Genomic DNA, 22,554 nt, shown 5'->3' with positions numbered 1-22,554 from the left:
TTAATTACTGATTTTTGAAACTTTATTTTCTTCACTAACCGCTTTATCAAATTTTTGCTGTGCTTCTGTTTTTAATTCTGCTATAACTGAATTCTGAGCTACACTTTGATAAGTAGCTTTGGCATTGAAATAATCTTTACGTTGCATAAAAATATCTCCTAATAAAATATATGATCTGGTTACCCAAAAATCATAACTACCTGTTTCTTTTATAACAACCATTGCGGCTTTCTCAGACGCTGTATAGTTATTTAAAATAAACTGCGTATTGGCAATTTCATAACGAGCCTCTGCCCCCCATGCCGATTTATTAATGGCCGCACATGATTTAAATGAGTTAATCGCACCTGCATAATCACTACTTATCTGCTGTGATTTTCCCAATACCAAAAATGCAATTGATCTATCATCTGTACTAATCCCTTTCCTTGTCAAGAGATCTTTCGCCACCTCATTTGCCTGTACATAATCTTTCAATTGATAGTAACATCTTACCAATCCCCTCACTGCTTCTAACTGATTATCCTGATTAGAAGCCCCGGAGCGTAACAATTCAAAACTCTTCTTCGCTGCTGCATAATCCTTAATTTCAAAATAATTGATTCTTGATGCTGCCAATGTAGCTTTTTCAAAATATTTACTCAAGCCTCTTGCACTTACTGCATTATACCCTCTCAAAGCATTATTCCAGTCTTTATTTTTTAAATAACATTCTCCCAAAAAGTAATTGGCATCTAATGCATTTGCTCCATTAGGAAATTGTGACAAGTAATTGCTAAATGCTGAGATAGCACCATTACAATCTCCATTATTATATTTCAATTCAGCAGCGTTATAAGTAAGCGCATCCGCTTCGCTGACAGAAACATTTTTTCCGATCTTACGCATGAAGGCTACATACTCATCAGGCTTGCCATCTTCTACATAAATATTTTTTACATTATCCAACGCCTCTTCCGCTTCCGGTGAAGCCGGATATTTTTGTATTAGCTGCTGGTAATTATTTAATGCTTCTTTATTGTTATTAGTATTGTAATAGCACAAACCTAAATTCAATAACACTTTCGGCTGCAAGCCATTTGAATTAGGAACAGCCAATAAAGTATTCAGATAAGGAATAGCATTGTTAAATTTTTCATCCACCATATAAGTAGTTGCAATTTCCATATTAGCATCATTCACCAAACTACTTTTCGGATACGCTCTGGTAAGATTATTTAATATCCTGATCTTATCGTCCGAGTTTTTTATTCCTGCTATCATTGATTGCTGAAACATCGCATAATCACTTTGAGACAGAGCACTATTAATAACAGTACCGTACATGCCATTGGCTTTTACAAAATCCTTGGTCATAAAATAACAATCCGCACTGCGTAAATAAGCATCCTGCTCAATTGATGGCGATGATGGAGAAACAGATCTGGCAACCTGCTCAAAATACACCAATGCCTGTTTGTAATTTTCTTTCTTCAAGTAACTGTACCCAATATCATACCTGGCCGCAGTAGGATTTGCTTCTCCCTGCATTCCTGCATTACCAGCTAAATACACAGATAAATATTTTATTGCGTCATCATATTTATATTGACGATATGCTATTTCGCCTTTCCAGAAGTTGGCATAAGGTGTAACAGCAGAAGCAGGAAGTTGTAAGATCTTATTAAGCAATTCATCTGCTTTTTCAATCTGCTGATCATTAATTAACTCTACAGCCCTGCCGTACAATATACGGGGATAAGCTTTTTGCATTGTTGGTGTAGGTTTATCAAAAGATTCATACAGTACCAGCGCATCATTAAAATTATTTGTATTGGCCAACAGACTAACCAGTATCTCTCTGGCCTCTACAGAATAAGTTGAGTTCGGGTAATCATTGATGAATTTTCTCAATTCACTCAATGCTATGTCCTGGTACCCTAATTCGTAAGAAAGCTTTGCATAATTAAACCGGGATATTTCCTGCTGTTTTTTATTACTGCTATTATAAGCACAATATTGAAATGCATTTCTTGCATTTTCTTTTTGATTCGTCTTCAGGTAACAATCTCCCAGCAAATACATAGAATTCTGTCCTAATGAATCCTGCTGACTACTTAATTGCTTAAACCCTTCTATCGCTTTATCAAGATTATTGGCCACGTAATAACAATAACTCACTTCATACAGATCTTCTTTACTTACCTTGTCGCTGTTGTTTACATAATACTCCAATAATGGCAGTGCTTTGGCAAACTCTTTCTTTTCAAAATAGATCTGACCAAGCAATTGTTTCATCTCCTTTTCATAATATAATCCGCCCCTGTTTAAAACCGATTCGCCATATTTGAGTGCTTCGTCTTTTTTCTTCTGGAAATAATATATTTCGGCAATGTAGTAAGGTACTACCGCTTTATATTCATCCTGCGATTCTACCAGCTTAAATGATTTTAACGCCTCTGAATATTGTCGTTTATAATAGCTGATAAACCCATAATAATAATTAGCCGACATATAATACTTACTTCCCTCTAATTGACGGATCTCATCAAACAGTGGTTGAGCATCATCAAATCTTTTTAAATTAAAATAACTGTATGCCATTTCGAACTTAGCATCACCAATCTCTTCATTGCTTAAATTATCTATACCCGCTCTCTCATAATTAGTAATAGCATTTTCAAAATCATCTTTTATAAAATAATATTTACCCAAATGATAACTCATCAATTCTACCCGTGGCTCATTATTCACTTTGCTGATATAATTTTTTGCTTCCTCTACAGCAATTGGCAATTGTAATTTTAACCCACAAACAGTATAATAATAGTTTACATCTTCATGTAAATAATAATTATTGCTTTGCTGACCATCAGGTTGCTGATCATGTAGCTGCTTCAACAATGGATATGCCAGGGCGTATTGTTTTTTTACAAACAACTCTTTGGCTTCTTTGTAATTCCTTTCCTCATCGATAATGGCATGTGTAGGTTGAGAAAAAACAGGCAGGGAAAATAGTATCAGTAAAAAAAGAAAAGTATATTTTTGTTTCAGACTATAGATCATATCACTCATTTTATCGATTGCAAAATTAACTACTACACAAGGTTATGCAAACACTGTTCCAAAAGTATTGTGTATAAGTGGATAACTGCTCTGAATAAAAGATTGTACATTTGTTTTACTGTTAAAAAAAGTATAAAATATTTTTATGAAAAAATTATTATCGACAAACTATTCGGCAGGCGCCTTTAGCACAGCAGTACTTTTGTTGAGATTATCCCTGGGTATATTAATGATGCATCATGGATATGACAAGCTGGTACATTTTAGTCAGTATCAAACCAAATTCATTGCATTTGCAGGAATGAGTTCTTCCATGTCTTTAGCAATGGATATTTTTGCAGAATTTTTCTGCTCATTATTTTTGATCATTGGATTATTCACAAGGCTGGCAGTAATACCATTGATCATTGCAATGTGTGTTGCTTTGTTCAAAGCGCACAATATGGATTTTTTTGCTACAGGCGAAATGGCATCTTTATACCTGACCGGTTACCTTGTCTTACTGTTGGTTGGACCAGGCAGAGTAAGCGTTGATAGCATGATTGCGAAATAAATACAATTTATAATTTATAAAGGATGGTTATTTAAGATCATCCTTTATTTTTTCCTCACAATATGTTTACAAGCGAAACACAAATACGTATACACTATGCCTTGACTGATCAGATGGGGGTGGTATATCACGGGCACTATGCACAGTTTTACGAAATTGGCAGAGGCGAAGCTATCCGGCAATTAGGATATACTTATAAAGATATCGAAGCAATGGGCATCATCATGCCTGTAGTGGATATCCATAGCCGTTTTTTACGTCCGGCAAAATACGATGACCTGATAACGGTAAAGACTACACTCAAAGAATTACCTATCCATCATAAGATCACCTTTCATTCAGAAATTTATAACGAAAAGAATGAGTTGTTGAACACCGGCGATGTTACACTGTATTTTATGGAAGCAAAAACAATGAAAAGATGTGAAATGCCAGAGGAACTAAGAAAAAAACTCAGTAAATTTTACTAGATCCTGTAAAAGAATTTACGATATGATGGATATATGATTTGGAATTTACGAATTGAAAAACACCCAAAATATAAATAAGTCATGTGTATCCATACATTACACCTCATTAATCGATCTCTACCTATACTCTATGATAGTCGCCTCTCCAATTTTGGATTGCTGCTTTAATTTCTTTTGGCGCTAGATTTTCATCTGCCGCCTTCTTAGCCAAAGCAACAAATTCGCCATCACTGGCAAAACGTAATGCGATAATTTGTCCTAAATGTAACCGACTGTCCATTTGCTGACCTGTTGCTATAAAATAACGCAACTTTTCTTCAGCCCTGATGGCCCTGTCCTGCGCTTTTAATGCAAATGACCTTCCAAAAAAAGCAATCAATATCATTAATAAAGAAGCTAGTATCAATAAAGAAGCGCTATAGATATTCTCTTTGGCAGAATGTAAATAATTTACTACCGAGCCTATCAACAATGCTAATAGACCTCCATAGACACCAAAATGGTAAAAAGGAACATACTGCGTATGATTTTTAAAATTCTGTGTTTGCATAAAATATTTTTAAATTTGATATGAAAGGTACTAACAATAAACAAACTGCCCTTCAAGTTGTTTAATTATCTTGAATAAAAAATAAAAATGGTAAAAGCAGGCATTATAACAATTGGAGATGAATTATTGATTGGTCAGGTTATTGATACCAATAGCGCCTGGATAGCGCAGGAACTGAACAAAGCCGGTATACCGGTTGTAAGGAGAGTGGCTGTAGGAGACGCATGGGATGAGATATGGACTGCATTGGATGAGGAAAGTAAACATGCCGATATTATTTTAATTACCGGTGGACTTGGGCCCACTGCAGACGATATTACCAAACCTTTACTATGCAAATATTTTAATGGCAACATGATCGTTGATAAGGGTGCATTGGAAAATGTAGAACACATTTTTAAAAATATTCTTAAACGACCAATGATAGAAAGAAATATAAAACAAGCTGAAGTGCCGGACACCTGTACGGTTGTACTGAATAAAAGAGGCACAGCTCCGGGAATGATATTTAAAAAGGATGGTAAAATATTTATTAGTATGCCGGGAGTGCCGCATGAAATGAAAGGCATGATGACAGATGATGTCATCGCTTTGCTGCAAAAAGAATTTACAACGTCACATATAGCACACCGCACTTTACTTACTGCCGGTGTTGGAGAAAGTTTTTTGGCGGAATTGATCAAAGATTTTGAAGAAGCATTGCCAGCTAATATCAAACTGGCATATCTACCCAATTACGGTATGGTACGCTTGCGTCTATCATCAATAGGCATAGACAAAAATACTGTTGATCATGAAATTGACACACAATTTGCAGTGCTGCAAACATTGGTAAAAGATTTTTTAGTGACCAATGAAGATGAACCCTTAGAGAAAGTTGTAGGCAAATTATTGTTATCGAAAAACAAAACAATGTGTACTGCAGAAAGTTGTACAGGGGGGTACATAGCTCATTTAATTACAGCTATACCAGGCTCGTCAAAATTTTATGATGGTAGTATTGTATCATACAGTTATAAGGCAAAAGAAGATCTGTTAGGTGTAAACAGGTCTACTTTGGAAACATTGGGTGCAGTAAGCGACGAAGTAGTGATAGAAATGGCAAAAGGAGCCCTTCAAAACATACAGTCAGATTATACCATTGCTGTATCAGGTATTATGGGTCCAGATGGAGGTATGCCTGATAAACCGGTTGGTACCGTTTGGATAGCAGTAGGAAATACCCAAAAACTGACCGTCGAGAAATTTCAATTCCGTTTTGACAGGCAAAGAAATATACAGCTTACAGCAGCCAGCGCTTTGAACCTGTTGAGAAAATTTATAATAGAAAATTAGCATTTTTTTACCGTATAATTTTTCAGATAAACAGCTCTCTTGCAACTTACTATTTTTACTTACATTTGTTGCAGTTAACATCAAATTACAGTATATGAGTTTAGTCGATCTGCTAATGCCAAAACTGGGAGAAAGTATCACAGAGGCCACTATATTGAAATGGCACAAAAAGCCAGGCGACAGCGTTAAGCAAGACGAATCCGTACTGGATATTGCCACTGATAAAGTTGACAGTGAAGTACCGAGTACACATGAAGGTGTAATTGAAGAGGTGCTATTCAACGAAAACGACGTTGTACCAATTGGAACTGTTATTGCAAAAATAAGAGTAGGTGGAAGTGCTGCTGTTACTCAATCTCAACCAACAATTACACATACACCAGAACCTGTTTACGAAGAAGCTAAAATTGTTGAGCATATCCCCTATCAACCCACACCAGTACATGCTGAACAAACTGATAAACCAACTATCCGTTTTTACTCTCCTTTAGTGTTAAACATAGCACAACAGGAAGGGATCAGTATGAGTGAACTGGAAAGAATACCGGGAACAGGACAAGAAGGAAGAGTTAGCAAGAAAGATATTATGGAATATGTTGCTGGAAGAGGTAGCAATAGGCAACAGGCAATGGGCAATGAACAATTAGCAACAGGCAACAGGCAACAAGCAGCGGCCAATATACAAGCCGCCGCCAGCTATCAACCTCAAACACAACCTCCAACATCCAACATACAACCAACGACTCCTAACTATGCTCCTCCAACTACTTACACCGGTAATGTAGAGATCATAGAAATGGATCGTATGCGTAAACTGATTGCAAAGCATATGATAGACAGTGTGCATACAAGTGCACATGTTACCAGTTTTGTAGAATGTGATGTTACCAATCTTGTTTTGTGGAGAGAAAGAATTAAAAAAGATTTCGAAAAAAGAGAAGGTGAAAAGATCACCTTTACTCCATTATTTATCGAAGCCGTGGTTAAATGCATAAAAAAATACCCATGGCTTAGCAGCAGCATTGATGGAGATAAAATTATCATAAAAAAAGACCTGAACATTGGCATGGCAACAGCTTTGCAAAATGGCAACCTTATTGTACCTGTAATAAAAAATGCCGATCAGTTAAATTTAGTAGGACTTACAAAGCAGGTAAATAATTTAGCGAATGCCGCCAGAAGCGGACAGTTAAGACCCGATGATACCAATGGGGGCACATTTACAATATCTAATATCGGTAGCTTCGGAAGCATAATGGGCACTCCGCTTATTAATCAACCACAAGTTGCTATCATGGCAGTTGGTGCAATAAAAAAACGGCCTGTTGTAATTGAAACTGCACAAGGCGATAGCATAGCTATACGTCATATGATGTATATTTCTTTGAGTTACGACCATCGTATCATTGATGGTGCATTGGGTTCTACATTCTTAAATGCCGTGTCTAAAGAATTAGAAAATTTTGATGTAAGCAGAAGTATTTAAAATAAATTTTTATTGATTGATCTCAGTCCGGCAATAGCCGGATTTTTTTATATGCAAAGCCAATACAATAAAAAAAGCCCGATTTACTAAGTAAACCGGGCCGTAACGATTGCTTGCCAGCTATTTTAAAAGAGATTATCTTAAGAAAAGCATTTCTCTGTATTTAGGCAATGCCCAATAAGCATCATCCACCAATACTTCTAATTTATCAACGCTGTAACGGATCGCATCAAAGTATTTCCCTTTGATATCATCACAATAAGCGATGGCTTTTTCTCTTGTATTGCTAATTTCATTTACACGCTTTCTTTCTTCAATCATTTTTTCAACACCAGAGCTCATTTTAGCAATATGTGTACTTATTTTCTCTAATATTTGTAATTGGTTAGAGTAAGCTTCTTCTTTCAAACCAGCTTCTTTCAAACCTTTAATATTAGTCAATAACACATTTTGATATTTAACAGCAGATGGTAAAATAACCGATGTAGCTAACTCACCCATGATCCTTGCTTCAATTTGTACTTTTTTAATGTACGCTTCCAACATGATCTCATGACGAGCTTCTAATTCAGCATGATTGTATATCTCACAACCTTCAAATAATTTTTTAGCTGTATCAGACATGTATGCATCTAAAGCCTGCGGAGTAGTTTTTACATTTGGTAACCCTCTTTTTGCAGCTTCGTTTGCCCATGCTTCGCTATATCCATCACCTTCAAATAATACTTTTTTGCTTTCAACAATATAACGCTGAATCACCTGCATGATAGCGATCTCTTTTTTATCACCTTTTTCAATTAACGCATCAACATCTTTCTTAAATTGTTTCAATGTATCAGCAACAATTGCATTCAGTACTGTCATTGCATTTGCACAATTTGCCGCAGAACCTACCGCACGGAATTCAAATTTATTTCCGGTGAATGCAAATGGAGAAGTACGGTTACGATCAGTGTTATCCAACATCAATTCTGGAATTGTTTTATGAATATCCAGTTTCAACATCGCTTCGTCTTGTTCATCAAACTTACCACCAACACGGGTTTCAACCTGTCCTAGTACTTCAGTTAGGTATTTACCGATGAATACAGAGATGATAGCCGGAGGAGCTTCGTTAGCACCCAAGCGGTGATCGTTACCTGCACTTGCAATTGATGCTCTTAATAAAGGAGCGTAATCATGAACCGCTTTGATGGTATTAACAAAGAATGTCAAGAACATCAAATTGGTTTTTGGAGTTTTACCAGGAGATAATAAATTAACCCCTGTATCAGTACCGATACTCCAGTTATTGTGTTTACCACTACCGTTAATACCAGCAAATGGTTTTTCATGTAACAATACTACTAAACCATGACGTTTTGCAGTTCTTGTCATAACATCCATTAATAAAGTATTATGATCTACCGCCAGGTTAGCTTCTTCGTAAATAGGCGCACACTCAAATTGAGATGGAGCTACTTCATTATGACGAGTACGAAGAGGTATACCCAATTTATATGCTTCAGTTTCAAAATCTCTCATGAAAGCATACACTCTTTCAGGAATAGCACCGAAATAATGATCTTCTAATTGTTGTCCTTTAGCAGGAGCATGACCAAATACTGTACGACCTGTCATTGCGATATCAGGACGAGCATTTACCATACCTGCATCAATCACAAAATATTCTTGTTCCCAACCTAAGTTGGCAGTTACTTTAGTTACATTTTTATCAAAATACTGACAAACATCTACAGCTGCTTTATCCATCGCAACCAATGATTTGATCAAAGGAGTCTTAGCATCCAACGATTCGCCGGTGTATGAAACGAAAATAGTAGGAACACATAAAGTTTTTCCCTGACCAATTTCCATGATAAAAGCTGGAGAAGATGGATCCCACGCAGTATATCCACGAGCTTCGAAAGTAGCTCTCAAACCACCATTAGGGAAAGAAGACGCATCTGGTTCTTGCTGAATTAAAGCAGTTCCTTCAAACTCTTCAATTGGAGTGCCATCTCCTTTTAATGTAAAAAATGAATCATGCTTTTCAGCAGATAGATCAGTTAACGGTTGAAACCAGTGTGTGTAATGTGTAACACCTTTACTTTCAGCCCAAGCTCTTACGCCGTTAGCAATTTGATTTCCCATAGCACGGTCGATCTTTTTGCCACCTTTGATAGAAGCTACTAAACTTTTGTATGCTTCGTCGCTTAAAAACTGGCGTGCAGTTTTTAGAGTAAACACATTCTCACCAAAAATTCCGGTGATTTTTGCAGATGCTTTTACTGCAACTTCCTGATTCGACTGTAAATTGTCGATTGCTTTAAAACGTAGTGATTGCATGATTTTTTTGTTTTAGAAAGACAAAATTAACGGAAATAAATTCAATAAACGGTCATTTTGAATTTATTTTTAATTTTTTGGTTAAAAAATAGGCAAAAATTAAATATGTAATTATTTTTTAATTCGAAGTGTTAGGACAAGTTTTTCCCAACTAATATAATATAACAGAGGTGTTATTATAAAAGGCAGATAGATTGACTTATAACGTACTATAGCACCGAGCACAGAAGTAGTATACCCTATCATAAGCAAAAGCGAAAAACTAAAAAACAAGCCAAATACCACGAACGAATTACTGAAAATCATACTATCATCCCTTTTAAAAAAGAGGAAGACTAGGAAAATCAGTTCATACAATAATATTTCAAAAGCAAAAAGATATAGAAAGCGAAGTAACTTCCCATCTGTTATAAAAGGCCGAAGTAAACTATTTACAATGGCCCTTGGTGTATTCGCAACAAAACTTCTGAAAGTGGGATGCAATGTTCCCATCTCAACTGCTGTATTAGCTTTTTCAAGTCCTTTGAATGCCTCCTGCTTTTCTACTACAGCCTGTGGTAAATTCAGTACCGGGATAACTTTTCCAATTGTGAAAAATAGTATTATAAGCAACCCATAAACAACGGAAAAAACTACCAATGGTCTGAATGTCGTCTTTTCTGCAATAACCCAGGCAATCGCACCGGGAATAAATGCCATAAAAACAAAATTCCTAAGCAGAAAAATAAAACCTAGTGAACATATAATGAAAAATACCCAGCGAAAAGTAAGACCCGAATAGTGTAAGGTATTATATATACAATATATTGATGTGCCCAACGCCGCTATGATCAATCCTTCTTTATGGATAGTACTACCAAAGAAAATAAATGATGGCAGCAGAAAGCAAGTTATGACAAGAATGTTTGTATGGTTTTTATATACCTGCTTAAATACCTTGAACAAGGCTATATTCCCTAAAAATATCAGGAAATTATAAATTACGACATTTATATAATAACGACCTCCGCTAAGAATATGAAAGACTGAAACCATTTTTACCATCAAGTTTGTCTTTAGATCATTCCAGTATGAGCCAGTAGACTTAAACACTCCCGAATAATCATCTCCATAATTTGAAATAAATAAATTGGTAAAATATTCTTTAGGATTGATAAAAAGAAGTTGATATTCTTTTAATGCATCAGAATGATATAACCAAGTATCTGCATTAGGATAAAATTGATATAACCATCCGGCGAATAATCCTGCAGATACTTTAGTTAAAAAAAGTATTACTATAATTTTTTTACTCAGTCCGGCATTAACTACAAATTTTATTTTACCGAGCAACCAGCAAAAAAGCAACAAATAAAAAATGAACAGTAGATATCCCAAGTACAAAATTTTTAGTGTGGGAAGTTAGTTAAAATAATAAATATCTATCTATAACTTAAAAAGAAATACAGGTTGTACTTTTGCATTTTATTACACGAATTAAACAATTACACGAATTACACGAATTAAGGTTATTTAATTTCAAAACCTCTATCTGGTTAGTAAAAGTGCAATACATACAAAATAACGTGTAATAAAATAAATCAAATTGATATTAATTCAATCGTAATTAGTGTAATAAAAAAATATGGAAATTACAGCCACCACTGCCGAACAATTAAGACTTACCGCCGAAGAATTTGAATTGATAAAACAAAAGCTCGGACGTACACCAAACTTTACAGAACTATGTTGCTTTAGTGCAATGTGGAGTGAACATTGCAGTTACAAAAATTCAATCAAGTGGCTGAAAACACTACCCAGAGAAGGAAAAAAAATGCTGGTAAAAGCAGGTGAAGAAAATGCCGGATTAATGGACATAGGAGATGGCTATGGTGTAGTATTCAAAATTGAATCGCATAACCATCCTTCTGCATTAGAACCTTTTCAGGGAGCAGCAACAGGTGTGGGGGGTATCCATAGAGATATTTTTACGATGGGAGCAAGACCAATTGCATCTCTTAACTCTCTTCGCTTTGGAAATTTGACAGAAGCTAAAACAAAGCACTTACTTGCAGGAGTAGTACATGGCATCGGTCATTATGGGAATTGCTTTGGTGTACCTACAGTTGGAGGAGAGATTTATTTTGAAGACTGCTATCATACTAATCCGTTAGTAAATGCCATGAGTGTTGGCACATTGAAAAACGGTACAACTATCTCTGCTACTTCAGGTAATGTTGCTGGCAACCCGGTTTTTTTTGTAGGTAGTGCCACAGGCAAAGACGGAATTGGAGGGGCAAGTTTTGCCTCTGCGAATATTACTGCAGATAGCGTTGAAGATCTCCCTGCGGTACAGGTAGGCGATCCTTTTCAAGAAAAAAAATTATTAGAAGCCTGTTTAGAATTATTGAAAACTGATGCCGTTGTAGGTATGCAGGATATGGGAGCAGCTGGCATTATATGCTCCACAGCCGAAATGAGTGCAAAAGGAAATACAGGCATGCATATTGATCTGGACAAAGTTCCGATGCGTCAGAAAAATATGAAAGCATGGGAATTACTGTTAAGTGAAAGCCAGGAGAGAATGTTAATGGTGGTAGAAAAAGGAAAAGAAAAAGCAGTCATTGATATTTTTGAAAAATGGGATCTACCTTGCAGTGAGATTGGATATGTAACAAATGATGGCTTCCTGAATTTTTATATGAATGGCGTACTGGAAGCAAAAGTTCCTGCTCATGAATTGGTATTAGGAGGTGGAGCTCCTCAGTATGAAAGAGAGTATACCGAACCGAAATACCTGGAAGAAATAAAAAAATTCAACGTTGATACGATAGCAGTTCCGACAGACCTGAAAACTGTGGCAGAACAATTGATCACTATCCCAAACATTGCATCTAAACGTTGGGTATATACGCAATACGATAGCATGGTTGGTGCCGGAACTATCTCTACCAATTTACCAAGCGATGCTGCCGTTGTTATTGCTAAGCCTACCAACAAAGCATTGGCATTAACAACAGACTGTAACAGCCGTTACGTTTTTGCAGATCCTTACAAGGGCGCTATGATTGCTGTATCCGAAGCTGCAAGAAATATTGTGTGCAGTGGTGGCCAACCACTAGGTGTAACCAACTGCTTGAATTTTGGAAACCCATATAACCCTGAAGTATATTACCAGTTTGTAAATGCTATTAAAGGAATGGGTGAAGCTTGTGTAAAATTCGATACACCCGTTACCGGTGGTAACGTTAGCTTCTACAATCAATCTCCTGATGGACCGGTTTATCCAACACCTACTATCGGAATGGTTGGTTTGATAGATAGTATTGGCGATGCGATGACGATGGATTTCAAGAAAGAAGGCGACCTTATCTTTATGATTGGTCAAAATAGAAACGATATTCATTCATCTGAGTATTTACATAAAATACATGGTATTGAATTTAGCCCTGCTCCATATTTTGATTTGAATGAAGAATTTACTTTACAACAGTCTGTAAGTGAATTGATAAAAAACAAAGTAGTAGAAAGTGCACACGATATAAGTGAAGGAGGGTTATTTATCACCTTGGTAGAAAGTGGATTTAATCGTGATCTTGGATTTGAATTATCAACAGTAGAAGCTTCTCTGAGAGCAGATGCATATCTATTTGGTGAAGCACAAAGCAGGGTAATTGTTTCGGTATCATCCGATAAACTGACTGCATTTACTGAAATTATAAAAAAACAAGCGATCCGTTTTACTCAACTGGGCAAAGTAACAAGCGGAGAAATTAAAGTAGGGGCCGAAAACTGGGGATCGATTTCAGAATGGAAAGAAAAATATGACAATGCGATCGGGAATCTGTTAGCTGGTCAGGAAAGTGAACAGGCTTTAGCTGCTTTGTAAAAAAAGAGATAAATTGCGTAGATCAATGTTAAACAATCAATCATGAGTAAAAAAATTGCTATTATAGGTGGGGGAAATTTAGGTACCGCTATCGCCGAAGGTTTATTAAAAAGCAAATTTTGTAAGCCCGCTGATATTACAATTACTAAAAGAAATACCAACACGTTAAAATCATTGCAGGACAAAGGTGTAAAAGTCACTTCTGACAATGCTTCGGCTGTACGTAATAGTGAATTGATCATATTAGCAATAAAGCCATTCCAGGTCAAAGATGTATTGAGTGGTTTAAAAACTGTATTGAACAGTAAACATATTATTTCCTCTGTATTGACAGGTATTTCGATCAGCGATATTGAAGAGATCGTTAAAAAGAAAATGGCTGTTTGCAGAGCTATGCCTAACACCGCAATTGCTATACAGGAAAGCATGACCTGCCTGAGTTTTAAAAATGCAACAGAGAGCCAGGTTAATTTTGTAAAAGACCTGTTTTGTACAGTGGGTAAAGTAGTAGTTATTGATGAAAAATTAATGGATGCTGCTACCGTATTGGGAGCTTGTGGTACTGCTTATGCAATGCGATACATTCGTGCCAATATACAAGGCGGTATTGAGATCGGATTTGATGCAGCTACCGCTAATCTGATCGCTGCACAAACGGTAAAAGGTGCTGCTGAATTATTATTACAAAAAGGCACTCACCCAGAACAGGAGATAGACAAAGTAACTACCCCAAAAGGTTGTACTATTGCAGGGTTAAATGAGATGGAACACCAGGGATTCAGTTCTTCTTTAATAAAAGGAATTGCTACCAGCTACGATAAGATCATTAAAGGATAAATTTATTTCGGCGCTTTTTTATACAAATAAAAAGCAAGTAATCCGAAAAATACATTGGGTAACCATGCCGCTATCAAGGGAGAAAAATCTCCTTTGGTAGAAAATACCAATGCAAACCTGCTGAAGAGCACATACAAAACACTCAACAATACTCCAGCTGCAAGATGAAGTCCACTCCCTCCTCTTACTTTACGTGATGCCAATATTGCGCCAATCAATGTAAGAATGACTACAGACACCGGTATTGAATCACGGTTATATCTTTCTACCAGAAAAGAATTAATATTTTCCGACCCTCTTAACTTTTCCATCCTAATCACTTCATTCAATTCAGGTGTGGGTAAGCGATCTTTTAAATACTCTTCTTTTTTAAGGTCTCTGGGTTTAAAATTATAATCCATTACCAACGAACGACTGAACTTCATCGTCTCTTTTTTCCCTTTAAAGAAACGCTCCATTGCATTTGTTAAGCTCCATTTTTTTGATGCTGTATCCCAAACAATATTATCTGCTCTCAGATTATATACCATTTGGTCTTTATCAAATTTTTGTACAAAAAAACTACTCCCCCTTTTGCTGGTAGTATCATAATAGCGTATACCTGCATATGAAGAAGAGTCTATCCTGAAATAATAATTTTTGGTAGCATCGGGGGCTCCGCCAAAATTCATATCCAGGTATCTAGCCTGAAATATCCCCCATTTGGTATTTGCATCCGGTAAAACAAAATGATATACCGACCAAAGTAAGACTGTTAAGAAAATACCGCCGACCCAATAAGGAAATAAAAACCGGCGAAAACTTACACCACTACTAAGTATCGCCACCACTTCCGACCTTTCTGCCATTTTTGAAGTAAAGAAAATAACTGCAATGAAAACAAACAGTGGGAAAAGCATCGCATCCAACCGAGGAATAAAACCTGTATAATATTGCACAAATATCTGCCACCCGGATAATTTCGATTTTACGAAATCATCTGTTTTTTCACTAAGATCTATTACCACTACAATTACTGTAAACAATAACAGACAAAAGAAAAAAGTAGTAAGGTATTTGCTTAATATATAGCGGTCGATTTTTTTCATAAACACTTACGGTGCAAAAGTAATTAAAACAGCGTTGTATTGGTCTATCAAAAAAACAAAGGAGTTGAATAAATTCAACTCCTGTCATCTTATTATAAAAAATCAGATCAATCTAATGTTTTCACTTCTGTTCTTCTGTTGATCGCTCTACCTTCTGCAGTTGTATTTTCTGCTATTGGCTGGGTTAATCCATATCCTTTGGCGGTTACTCTGTCTGGAGCGATCCCTTTCATCAAAAGATAAGCTCTTACAGTATTTGCCCTATCCTGAGATAAGATCAAATTCTTAGCCGCTGTACCTACATTATCGGTATGACCGCCAATCTCAATCCTTTCGTCATCCTTTCTTTTTAAATACTCAACTAATTCATCCAATACAGGAAAGGCTTCAGGCGTCAGGTCTGCTTTCCCTGTCTCAAACGTACAATGATCCAATACGAACGACCCGGGTGCTTCAAACTCTATGTCTACAGTAAAAGGCTTATTATAGAATTTGGTTCCTGATAATGCAGGTATATCCAAAATAAGCGGATAAGCAGTAGAATCTTTAAATCCAAGTATAAAGATATCGTACTTGGCACCGATCGGAAGCCTTAAAGAGAAACGCCCCTGATCATTGGTCAAACCTTGAAATTCTGTGCCATTTGCCTGGCTTTTAAAAACCACAATTTCACTTGGTAATATTTTGCCACTCTTAGCATCTACCATCGAAACATCAACCTGTGCGTCTTTAGGTATGTTTGCTGCAGTAACCGGGGTATTCTGTGCAACCCCAAAAACAGGAAGTAATAAGATCAATAGGCTGTAGAAATATCTTTTTGTCATATTTAGTGATTATAATTTTTAAAGATAAGATTGGTTTTTCAATTATTATGCCAATCAATAGACAAAAATCACAGACATAGCGTTACATGCCCTGTTTTACATTTCATTAACGTATTGAAAACAAAGTAAATAACTAAGTATTGATAAGAGTTTGAGCGATAAACTCCTTTCTGCATATTAACTTGATTTGGCATGAAATTTTCGGCAATATTTATTAGATGAACCGGTAATTTTTTATTGAATTGATAACCATAAAAAAAAATAACTATGGAAATTTTTCAGGAAAATATTACAGGCGTAAATACTGAAGGGAATTACCCTAATGTGCCGTTGAAGGTGTTAACTGCCAAATCTATTATTGGAGATAAGGTTCATAATACGAAGGATGAACATCTGGGAGATATAAAAGACATCATGCTCAATGTACAGGATGGAACAATAGAATATTATGTTATTGAGTTCGGAGGATTCCTGAGTTTAAATAAAAAATATTTTGCTATCCCGTTCAATATGTTGAGAATTGATTCAGCAAGGAGAATGTTTATATTCGATCAACCTAGGTCTGTTCTAGAAGAAGCTCCCGGATTTGACAAGAATCATTGGCCTGAAACCAATATTCATTATTACGATTACGATTCTAATGCCACCTGGACTTTTTGGTAAAAACTCCGGAAGCATAAAATATCTATAATCGTTGTTGCAGTTTAACCATCATTTCATTTTTCCAGCCTGGAAAAGTGCCGGTAATTATTTGCTTGCGGGCTTCGGTCACTAACCACAAATAAAAAGCCAAGTTGTGGACACTTGCTATTGTGTACCCTAAGTATTCTTTCGCCTTCATCAAATGTCTCAGGTATGCCTTACTGTAAAAATTACTTACCTCACAAGGTATACCATCATCGATAGGGGAAAAATCTTTCTCCCATTTTTTGTTATCAATATTTATTATCCCATTGCTGGTAAACAACATAGCATTGCGGCCGTTTCTGGTAGGCATCACACAATCAAACATATCCACCCCCAACGCAATTCCTTCCAAAATATTCCACGGCGTACCCACACCCATTAAATACCTTGGTTTTTCTTTCGGTAATATATCACAACACAACTCAGTAAATTCATACATCACTTCCATCGGCTCACCAACACTCAACCCGCCAATAGCATTACCCGTAGCATTTTTAGATGCAACAAATTCAGCAGATGCAGTTCGAAGATCTTTATAAGTACTTCCCTGTACGATCGGAAAAAGATTTTGTGTATATCCGTATTTATCCGGTGTAGAATTAAATTGCGTAAAGCATCTGTCTAGCCAGCGATGTGTCAATTCCATTGAATCCTTTGCATATTTATAATCGCTGGGATATGGCGGACATTCATCAAACGCCATAATAATATCACCTCCAATAGTTCTTTGTATATCCATTACTTTTTCAGGAGTAAAAAGATGTTTACTTCCATCAATATGACTTTGAAAAAGTGCACCTTCTTCAGCCAGTTTTCTATTGTTAGCCAATGAAAATACCTGGTAACCACCGCTATCTGTTAGGATAGGCCTGCTCCATCCATTAAATTTATGTAACCCTCCTGCAGCCTCTAAGATATCCAAGCCCGGACGCAGATATAAGTGATAGGTGTTACCCAAAATGATCTGAGCGTTTACATCATCAAATAACTGTTGTTGAGTAACCGCTTTTACGCTACCAACTGTACCTACAGGCATAAATATAGGCGTTAATATTTCGCCATGATCAGTGGTTATCTTACCCGCTCTCGCCTTGGTATTTATATCTGTATGTTGTAAGTCGAATTGTAGTGCTGCCATATATGCTCCTGAACCGGAATAAAAGTTAGCTGCGAAGATACGCATGAAACATTTTATAAACATTCCCACAAATACGATCGCAGAAATTCAAAACAGCTAATATTTTACCTTAAACAGTCATAAATTTGCCGCTATGAACTTTAATGAACTCCTGGCACACTGGCATAGTATTGTTTTTATCATTTTTTGTATCGTAGCTTTCATACAAATTTTTTATTACCTGTTCTTTTATACAAGACTGGCTTTTTATAAAGCGAAGCCTAAAGCCACTTCACAAACACATCCTGTATCGGTAATTATTTGTGCAAGAGACGAGGCCGCTAATCTGGCCAAGAATTTACCCGGCTCTTTATTGCAACAGTACCGTACCACACATGAAGTGATAGTGGTAGATGACAACTCATTTGATGACAGTAAATATTTACTGGAAGAGTTCAAAAAAGAATTCAAGCAATTAACTTTTGTAGAATTAAAACAAGAAGCAAAATTAATACCCGGCAAAAAATTCCCTTTAAGTATCGGCATTAAAACAGCCAAATATGAAATAGTTTTATTGACAGATGCTGATTGTGTACCGGCTAGTGAATTTTGGATAGACAAAATGCAGGAAACTTATGACGATGACACAGAGATCGTTTTGGGATATGGAGCATATATAAAAAAACATGGGCTCCTGAATAAATTAGTAAGATGGGAAACATTTCATACCGCTTTACAATATTTCTCTTACGCATTAGCTGGTAAACCATATATGGGTGTTGGTCGAAACCTGAGTTATAAGAAAACAGTCTTCTTCCGTCACAAAGGATTTTCAGCGCATAATAATATACCCAGTGGAGATGACGATCTGTTTATTAATATGGCCGCCACAAAAAAGAACACAAAAATTAATATTGACAAAGATGCTTTTACATTAAGTGAACCCGTGACTACCTGGGGCCAATGGACAAGACAAAAGACCAGGCATTATAGCACCGGAAAGTATTACAAACCACTGCATAAATTTTTATTGGGATTGTATTCATTATCTCATTTTTTATTTTTTCCTTTACTGATGGTTAGTGCCATATTCTATTGTTGGCAATGGGCATTGATCGTATTCGGCATACGTTTCGTTATTCAGGCAGTTATTTACTTACCTGCTATGAAAAAATTAAATGAGAAGGACCTGTATCCGCTTTTTTTGTTTTTTGATTTGTGGATGTTTTTTTATTACCTGATTTTTGCAGTAGCATTGATCAAAAAACCAACCAACACTTGGAAATAGTTTTAAAATATTTTTCTGATTTTTCTGAAAAGCAACTTGACCAGTTTGCCGCATTGAAAGAATTATATACAGAATGGAATGAAAAGATCAATGTCATTTCCCGTAAGGATATTGATAATTTTTATGAACACCATGTGTTGCATTCTTTAGCCATTGCAACTCAATTTGAATTCACTAAAGATATGCAGGTGATGGACCTGGGTTGTGGTGGTGGTTTCCCCGGCGTTCCACTTGCAATATTTTTTCCGGACACACAATTTCACCTGGTAGACAGCATTAATAAAAAACTGAAAGTGGTAAATGAAATTGCTACTGCTATCGGGTTAACAAATCTTACTACGCAGCACTCCAGAGCAGAAGATATTAAGAACAGGAAATTTGATGTAGTGACTTCTAGGGCTGTTGCACCACTTAAAGATTTATGGTATTGGAGCAAGCCTTTGTTACAAAAGGGGCCAAACTGTAAAGGATTGATCTGTTTAAAGGGCGGTGATCTGGCACAGGAAATTCATGAAAGTGGCTGTAAACCCAGGGTATGGGAAATTGAAAAAATATTTGATGAGCCTTTCTTTAAGGAAAAATTTTTACTGCAGGTTCCGTTCTAAAAATTTCCAATACCAGCAATCAGTTTGTGGTGTATTACCAATTGGAAAATCATGCGTATACCCTGTATTCTTAAATCCTTCTTTTTCGTAGAATTTTCTTGCACGTAAATTATGTTCCCAAACGCCCAGCCACACCACTTCATAATTCTGTTGCTTGGCAAAATTAATAGCAAACTTCATCAGCACCTGCGCTATGCCTTTCCCCAGATGCGTTTGTAAGACATAGAGTCTTTTTAATTCCAAAGCTTTCCACTGCTTCATCGTTTCAAAACTTGTGTAATCTTCTTTAAGCCTGAGGTACCCAACCGGAACATTATCGATTTCAGCAAAATAATAATAATCTTCCGGATCACTTAACTCTCTCTTTACCTGGTCAATATTATAATACTCTTCGAGGAATTGTTGCATATCTTCTTCAGTACATGTTCCCGTAAATGTATCATAAAACGTTTTTGCACCGATTGCAGACAAAGCTTCCGCATCTTCAATAGTCAGTCTTCTGATATTGATCGTCATTTTTCTAATTTAATTCAAATACATTATTTTTCCTATCTACATCAGCCATTCTTTTTGAAGGATCTATTTCTACTTTTTTCAAATCAGATAAATGATGTTTGATCTCAACAATATAAACCGGATGCGTCCAACGCCATTCTTCATGCACTTCTCTTTTTTCTACAGTATTCTCTGCAGGTTTTTCTCCATACATCAAATTCAATGGAACATAATGCATCTCAGTACTTCCATCTTTTAAAGTAACCTGTAGATCGACAGGCATTGGCATTTGACCTATTCTTTTTATTCTGATCTTTAATACACCATTCTCTTCCCAGGAACTATCAACAGAATAATCGATGGTTTTGGTAGTGTTGCACCAATATTCTTTATACCAATCTAATTTTATACCGCTTGTCTTTTCCGCTACCTGTATAAAATCATCTGCATTTGGATGTTTGAAACGCCACAATTTATAATACTCCAATAAAATTTTATCCCTTACCGATGCTCCAAGAATATAACCAAGCTGTTCTAAAAAAACTTCACCTTTGCAATATGAAGCAATACTATATGCAAAGTTGCTGTTGAAATGATCTGCATGAGTGGTTAACGGTTCTTCCAGACCATTTTTTACTAATTGAAAATAACTGGCATAGCCATCGCAATGATCATTGGGTAATTGTGTTAGTAGTTCTTTTAAATTTTCATTCTCAGGATTATTTGCCAGTGCTGCTTTATAATCTTCAATAGATGATCTATTATCATAAAATTTAGTAACCAGATTTTCTGCAAAACTGGTAAATCCCTCATCCATCCATGCATACATGCTCTCGTTGGTACCCAACATCATCTGATACCAACTATGCATCCATTCATGAAATACACCACCTAAACCCGGTCCATTCAACAAAGTAGCCATCGGGTATTCCATCCCTCCATCCCCCCCCTGTATAAACGAATATTGAGGATAAGGATATTTACCAAAATTGGTTTCAATGAACGGCAATACTTTTACAGCAGCATCGGCTACCTTTTCCCAATCCGAATCATTTTTTTTGTCGTTAGGTTTGTAATTATAAATTACATGAAGCATTGGTCCACCATTAGGCATTTTACGAACAAGGTGTTTATAATCAGGGTCAGCCGCCCAAACAAAATCATGTACATTATTACCAATAAAATGCCAGATGCGTTTAGCCTTTTTGGTAGGTTTCAGATCAGTTGTATTTAAACTATCATAGCCCCACCCTATTTCATTAGCATTGATTAATACACCTGTACCTCCGATCTTATATGTTTTATCAATATTGATCGTTACATCAAAATCTCCCCAAACCCCATAAAACTCTCTGGCAATATAGGGCGTAGGATGCCAGCCTTCCTGGTCATACTCACACAACTTTGGATACCACTGACTCATACTGTAACGAACACCTGTGTTAGGATTATCTCTTCCGCTTCTTCTTACCTGTAATGGAACCTGTGCTTCAAACTCCATATCAAAAACAACTTTGCTTTTAGGTAAAATTGGTTTAGTAAGATTCACTTCTAAAATTGTCTCGTGATATTTAAATGGCTGAGGCACTCCGTTTACTTTTAGCGAGACGATCTTTTGATACCCTATTTCATTTTCTTTAAGATTTAATATCCTGTCTCTTACTCTACCATCCCAATCTTGCCTGCCATTGATAGTTTGTTTGCCCAACTCTCTGCTACGCATATCCATACTGCTGTTTGGCTGAAAAGCATTGAAGTATAAATGATAAAATACTTTGTTCAAAACATCAGGAGAATTATTGGTGTATTCTAATTTCTGTTTACCTGTAAACTTATTGGTAACTGCATCCATATCTATATTCATGGTGTACTTTACTTTTTGCTGCCACCTGTCAGGTTGTGCAACAATTGATGAAATAAGAAACAGGGAACAAGAAATAAGAAATAAGAATCTTTTCATGTGAAATGTTTAATGAGT

The 22,554-nt window shown here is 36.2% G+C and carries 18 protein-coding genes; 9 read left to right on the top strand and 9 right to left on the bottom strand.

Translation table 11 applies throughout. The annotated features are described in order from the left end of the window. Complete coding sequence (locus tag LK994_RS08165; RefSeq protein WP_229759583.1) at positions 1-3,045, bottom strand: tetratricopeptide repeat protein; 3,045 nt, start codon at positions 3,043-3,045, stop codon at positions 1-3. A 145-nt stretch (positions 3,046-3,190) separates the two neighbouring features. On the opposite strand from LK994_RS08165, the gene LK994_RS08160 reads away from it, so the two are divergent. After that, positions 3,191-3,598: a DoxX family protein gene (locus LK994_RS08160; RefSeq protein WP_229759582.1), complete on the top strand. Its 408-nt coding sequence runs from the start codon at positions 3,191-3,193 to the stop codon at positions 3,596-3,598. A 62-nt stretch (positions 3,599-3,660) separates the two neighbouring features. Beyond that, positions 3,661-4,068 carry an acyl-CoA thioesterase gene (locus LK994_RS08155; RefSeq protein ID WP_229759581.1) on the top strand — a complete coding sequence of 136 codons (408 nt, stop codon included), beginning with the start codon at positions 3,661-3,663 and terminating at the stop codon, positions 4,066-4,068. Between the two features lie 121 nt (positions 4,069-4,189). Here LK994_RS08155 and LK994_RS08150 read toward each other — a convergent pair whose 3' ends face one another. Next, positions 4,190-4,618, bottom strand: coding sequence for a DUF6526 family protein (locus LK994_RS08150; protein WP_229759580.1), 429 nt, complete (start codon positions 4,616-4,618; stop codon positions 4,190-4,192). A gap of 87 nt (positions 4,619-4,705) precedes the next feature. Here LK994_RS08150 and LK994_RS08145 point away from each other — a divergent pair, with 87 nt between their 5' ends. Further along, positions 4,706-5,953: a competence/damage-inducible protein A gene (locus LK994_RS08145; RefSeq protein ID WP_229759579.1), complete on the top strand. Its 1,248-nt coding sequence runs from the start codon at positions 4,706-4,708 to the stop codon at positions 5,951-5,953. 94 nt (positions 5,954-6,047) lie between these two features. Next, positions 6,048-7,439 carry a dihydrolipoamide acetyltransferase family protein gene (locus LK994_RS08140; protein ID WP_229759578.1) on the top strand — a complete coding sequence of 464 codons (1,392 nt, stop codon included), beginning with the start codon at positions 6,048-6,050 and terminating at the stop codon, positions 7,437-7,439. Between the two features lie 135 nt (positions 7,440-7,574). Here LK994_RS08140 and LK994_RS08135 read toward each other — a convergent pair whose 3' ends face one another. Beyond that, positions 7,575-9,767, bottom strand: coding sequence for a glutamine synthetase III family protein (locus LK994_RS08135; protein ID WP_229759577.1), 2,193 nt, complete (start codon positions 9,765-9,767; stop codon positions 7,575-7,577). Between the two features lie 111 nt (positions 9,768-9,878). Further along, positions 9,879-11,144 carry a hypothetical protein gene (locus LK994_RS08130; protein WP_229759576.1) on the bottom strand — a complete coding sequence of 422 codons (1,266 nt, stop codon included), beginning with the start codon at positions 11,142-11,144 and terminating at the stop codon, positions 9,879-9,881. Positions 11,145-11,391: 247 nt separating this feature from the next. Here LK994_RS08130 and purL point away from each other — a divergent pair, with 247 nt between their 5' ends. Then, positions 11,392-13,635, top strand: coding sequence for a phosphoribosylformylglycinamidine synthase subunit PurL (purL, locus tag LK994_RS08125; RefSeq protein ID WP_229759575.1), 2,244 nt, complete (start codon positions 11,392-11,394; stop codon positions 13,633-13,635). Between the two features lie 42 nt (positions 13,636-13,677). Next, positions 13,678-14,472, top strand: a complete 795-nt coding sequence (proC, locus tag LK994_RS08120) for a pyrroline-5-carboxylate reductase (protein WP_229759574.1) — start codon at positions 13,678-13,680, stop codon at positions 14,470-14,472. A 2-nt stretch (positions 14,473-14,474) separates the two neighbouring features. Here proC and LK994_RS08115 read toward each other — a convergent pair whose 3' ends face one another. Next, positions 14,475-15,560 carry an LptF/LptG family permease gene (locus LK994_RS08115; protein ID WP_229759573.1) on the bottom strand — a complete coding sequence of 362 codons (1,086 nt, stop codon included), beginning with the start codon at positions 15,558-15,560 and terminating at the stop codon, positions 14,475-14,477. A gap of 107 nt (positions 15,561-15,667) precedes the next feature. Next, entirely contained in the window at positions 15,668-16,384 is a 717-nt protein-coding gene (locus tag LK994_RS08110) for an OmpA family protein (RefSeq protein ID WP_229759572.1), read from the bottom strand. 267 nt (positions 16,385-16,651) lie between these two features. Between LK994_RS08110 and LK994_RS08105 the strand changes: the two genes are divergently transcribed. After that, the gene (locus tag LK994_RS08105) at positions 16,652-17,047 is read left to right on the top strand and encodes a PRC-barrel domain-containing protein (RefSeq protein ID WP_229759571.1); all 396 of its coding nucleotides are present in this window, start codon (positions 16,652-16,654) and stop codon (positions 17,045-17,047) included. A 22-nt stretch (positions 17,048-17,069) separates the two neighbouring features. Here the strand turns inward: LK994_RS08105 and tgt are convergent, their stop codons facing one another. After that, positions 17,070-18,254: a tRNA guanosine(34) transglycosylase Tgt gene (tgt, locus tag LK994_RS08100; RefSeq protein WP_229759570.1), complete on the bottom strand. Its 1,185-nt coding sequence runs from the start codon at positions 18,252-18,254 to the stop codon at positions 17,070-17,072. A gap of 88 nt (positions 18,255-18,342) precedes the next feature. Between tgt and LK994_RS08095 the strand changes: the two genes are divergently transcribed. Continuing rightward, entirely contained in the window at positions 18,343-19,476 is a 1,134-nt protein-coding gene (locus LK994_RS08095) for a glycosyltransferase (RefSeq protein WP_229759569.1), read from the top strand. Then, positions 19,467-20,081, top strand: coding sequence for a 16S rRNA (guanine(527)-N(7))-methyltransferase RsmG (gene rsmG, locus LK994_RS08090; RefSeq protein ID WP_229759568.1), 615 nt, complete (start codon positions 19,467-19,469; stop codon positions 20,079-20,081). The genes LK994_RS08095 and rsmG overlap by 10 nt, the downstream gene beginning before the upstream one ends. Here rsmG and LK994_RS08085 read toward each other — a convergent pair. Further along, entirely contained in the window at positions 20,061-20,597 is a 537-nt protein-coding gene (locus LK994_RS08085; RefSeq protein WP_229759567.1) for a GNAT family N-acetyltransferase, read from the bottom strand. The genes rsmG and LK994_RS08085 overlap by 21 nt on opposite strands. A 4-nt stretch (positions 20,598-20,601) precedes the next feature. After that, positions 20,602-22,536: a M1 family metallopeptidase gene (locus LK994_RS08080; protein ID WP_229759566.1), complete on the bottom strand. Its 1,935-nt coding sequence runs from the start codon at positions 22,534-22,536 to the stop codon at positions 20,602-20,604. Positions 22,537-22,554: the final 18 nt, after the last annotated feature.

This window comes from Ferruginibacter lapsinanis (assembly GCF_020783315.1).
In the GTDB taxonomy this organism is placed as follows: Bacteria; Bacteroidota; Bacteroidia; order Chitinophagales; family Chitinophagaceae; genus Ferruginibacter; species Ferruginibacter lapsinanis.
This window is presented reverse-complemented; position numbering and strand designations above follow the sequence as displayed.

Coding starts and splice junctions, on each gene's coding strand:
- LK994_RS08165 (WP_229759583.1), bottom strand. CDS start 3,045: ATGATCTATAGTCTGAAACAAAAATATACTTTTCTTTTTTTACTGATA.
- LK994_RS08160 (WP_229759582.1), top strand. CDS start 3,191: ATGAAAAAATTATTATCGACAAACTATTCGGCAGGCGCCTTTAGCACA.
- LK994_RS08155 (WP_229759581.1), top strand. CDS start 3,661: ATGTTTACAAGCGAAACACAAATACGTATACACTATGCCTTGACTGAT.
- LK994_RS08150 (WP_229759580.1), bottom strand. CDS start 4,618: ATGCAAACACAGAATTTTAAAAATCATACGCAGTATGTTCCTTTTTAC.
- LK994_RS08145 (WP_229759579.1), top strand. CDS start 4,706: ATGGTAAAAGCAGGCATTATAACAATTGGAGATGAATTATTGATTGGT.
- LK994_RS08140 (WP_229759578.1), top strand. CDS start 6,048: ATGAGTTTAGTCGATCTGCTAATGCCAAAACTGGGAGAAAGTATCACA.
- LK994_RS08135 (WP_229759577.1), bottom strand. CDS start 9,767: ATGCAATCACTACGTTTTAAAGCAATCGACAATTTACAGTCGAATCAG.
- purL (WP_229759575.1), top strand. CDS start 11,392: ATGGAAATTACAGCCACCACTGCCGAACAATTAAGACTTACCGCCGAA.
- proC (WP_229759574.1), top strand. CDS start 13,678: ATGAGTAAAAAAATTGCTATTATAGGTGGGGGAAATTTAGGTACCGCT.
- LK994_RS08115 (WP_229759573.1), bottom strand. CDS start 15,560: ATGAAAAAAATCGACCGCTATATATTAAGCAAATACCTTACTACTTTT.
- LK994_RS08110 (WP_229759572.1), bottom strand. CDS start 16,384: ATGACAAAAAGATATTTCTACAGCCTATTGATCTTATTACTTCCTGTT.
- LK994_RS08105 (WP_229759571.1), top strand. CDS start 16,652: ATGGAAATTTTTCAGGAAAATATTACAGGCGTAAATACTGAAGGGAAT.
- tgt (WP_229759570.1), bottom strand. CDS start 18,254: ATGCGTATCTTCGCAGCTAACTTTTATTCCGGTTCAGGAGCATATATG.
- LK994_RS08095 (WP_229759569.1), top strand. CDS start 18,343: ATGAACTTTAATGAACTCCTGGCACACTGGCATAGTATTGTTTTTATC.
- LK994_RS08085 (WP_229759567.1), bottom strand. CDS start 20,597: ATGACGATCAATATCAGAAGACTGACTATTGAAGATGCGGAAGCTTTG.
- LK994_RS08080 (WP_229759566.1), bottom strand. CDS start 22,536: ATGAAAAGATTCTTATTTCTTATTTCTTGTTCCCTGTTTCTTATTTCA.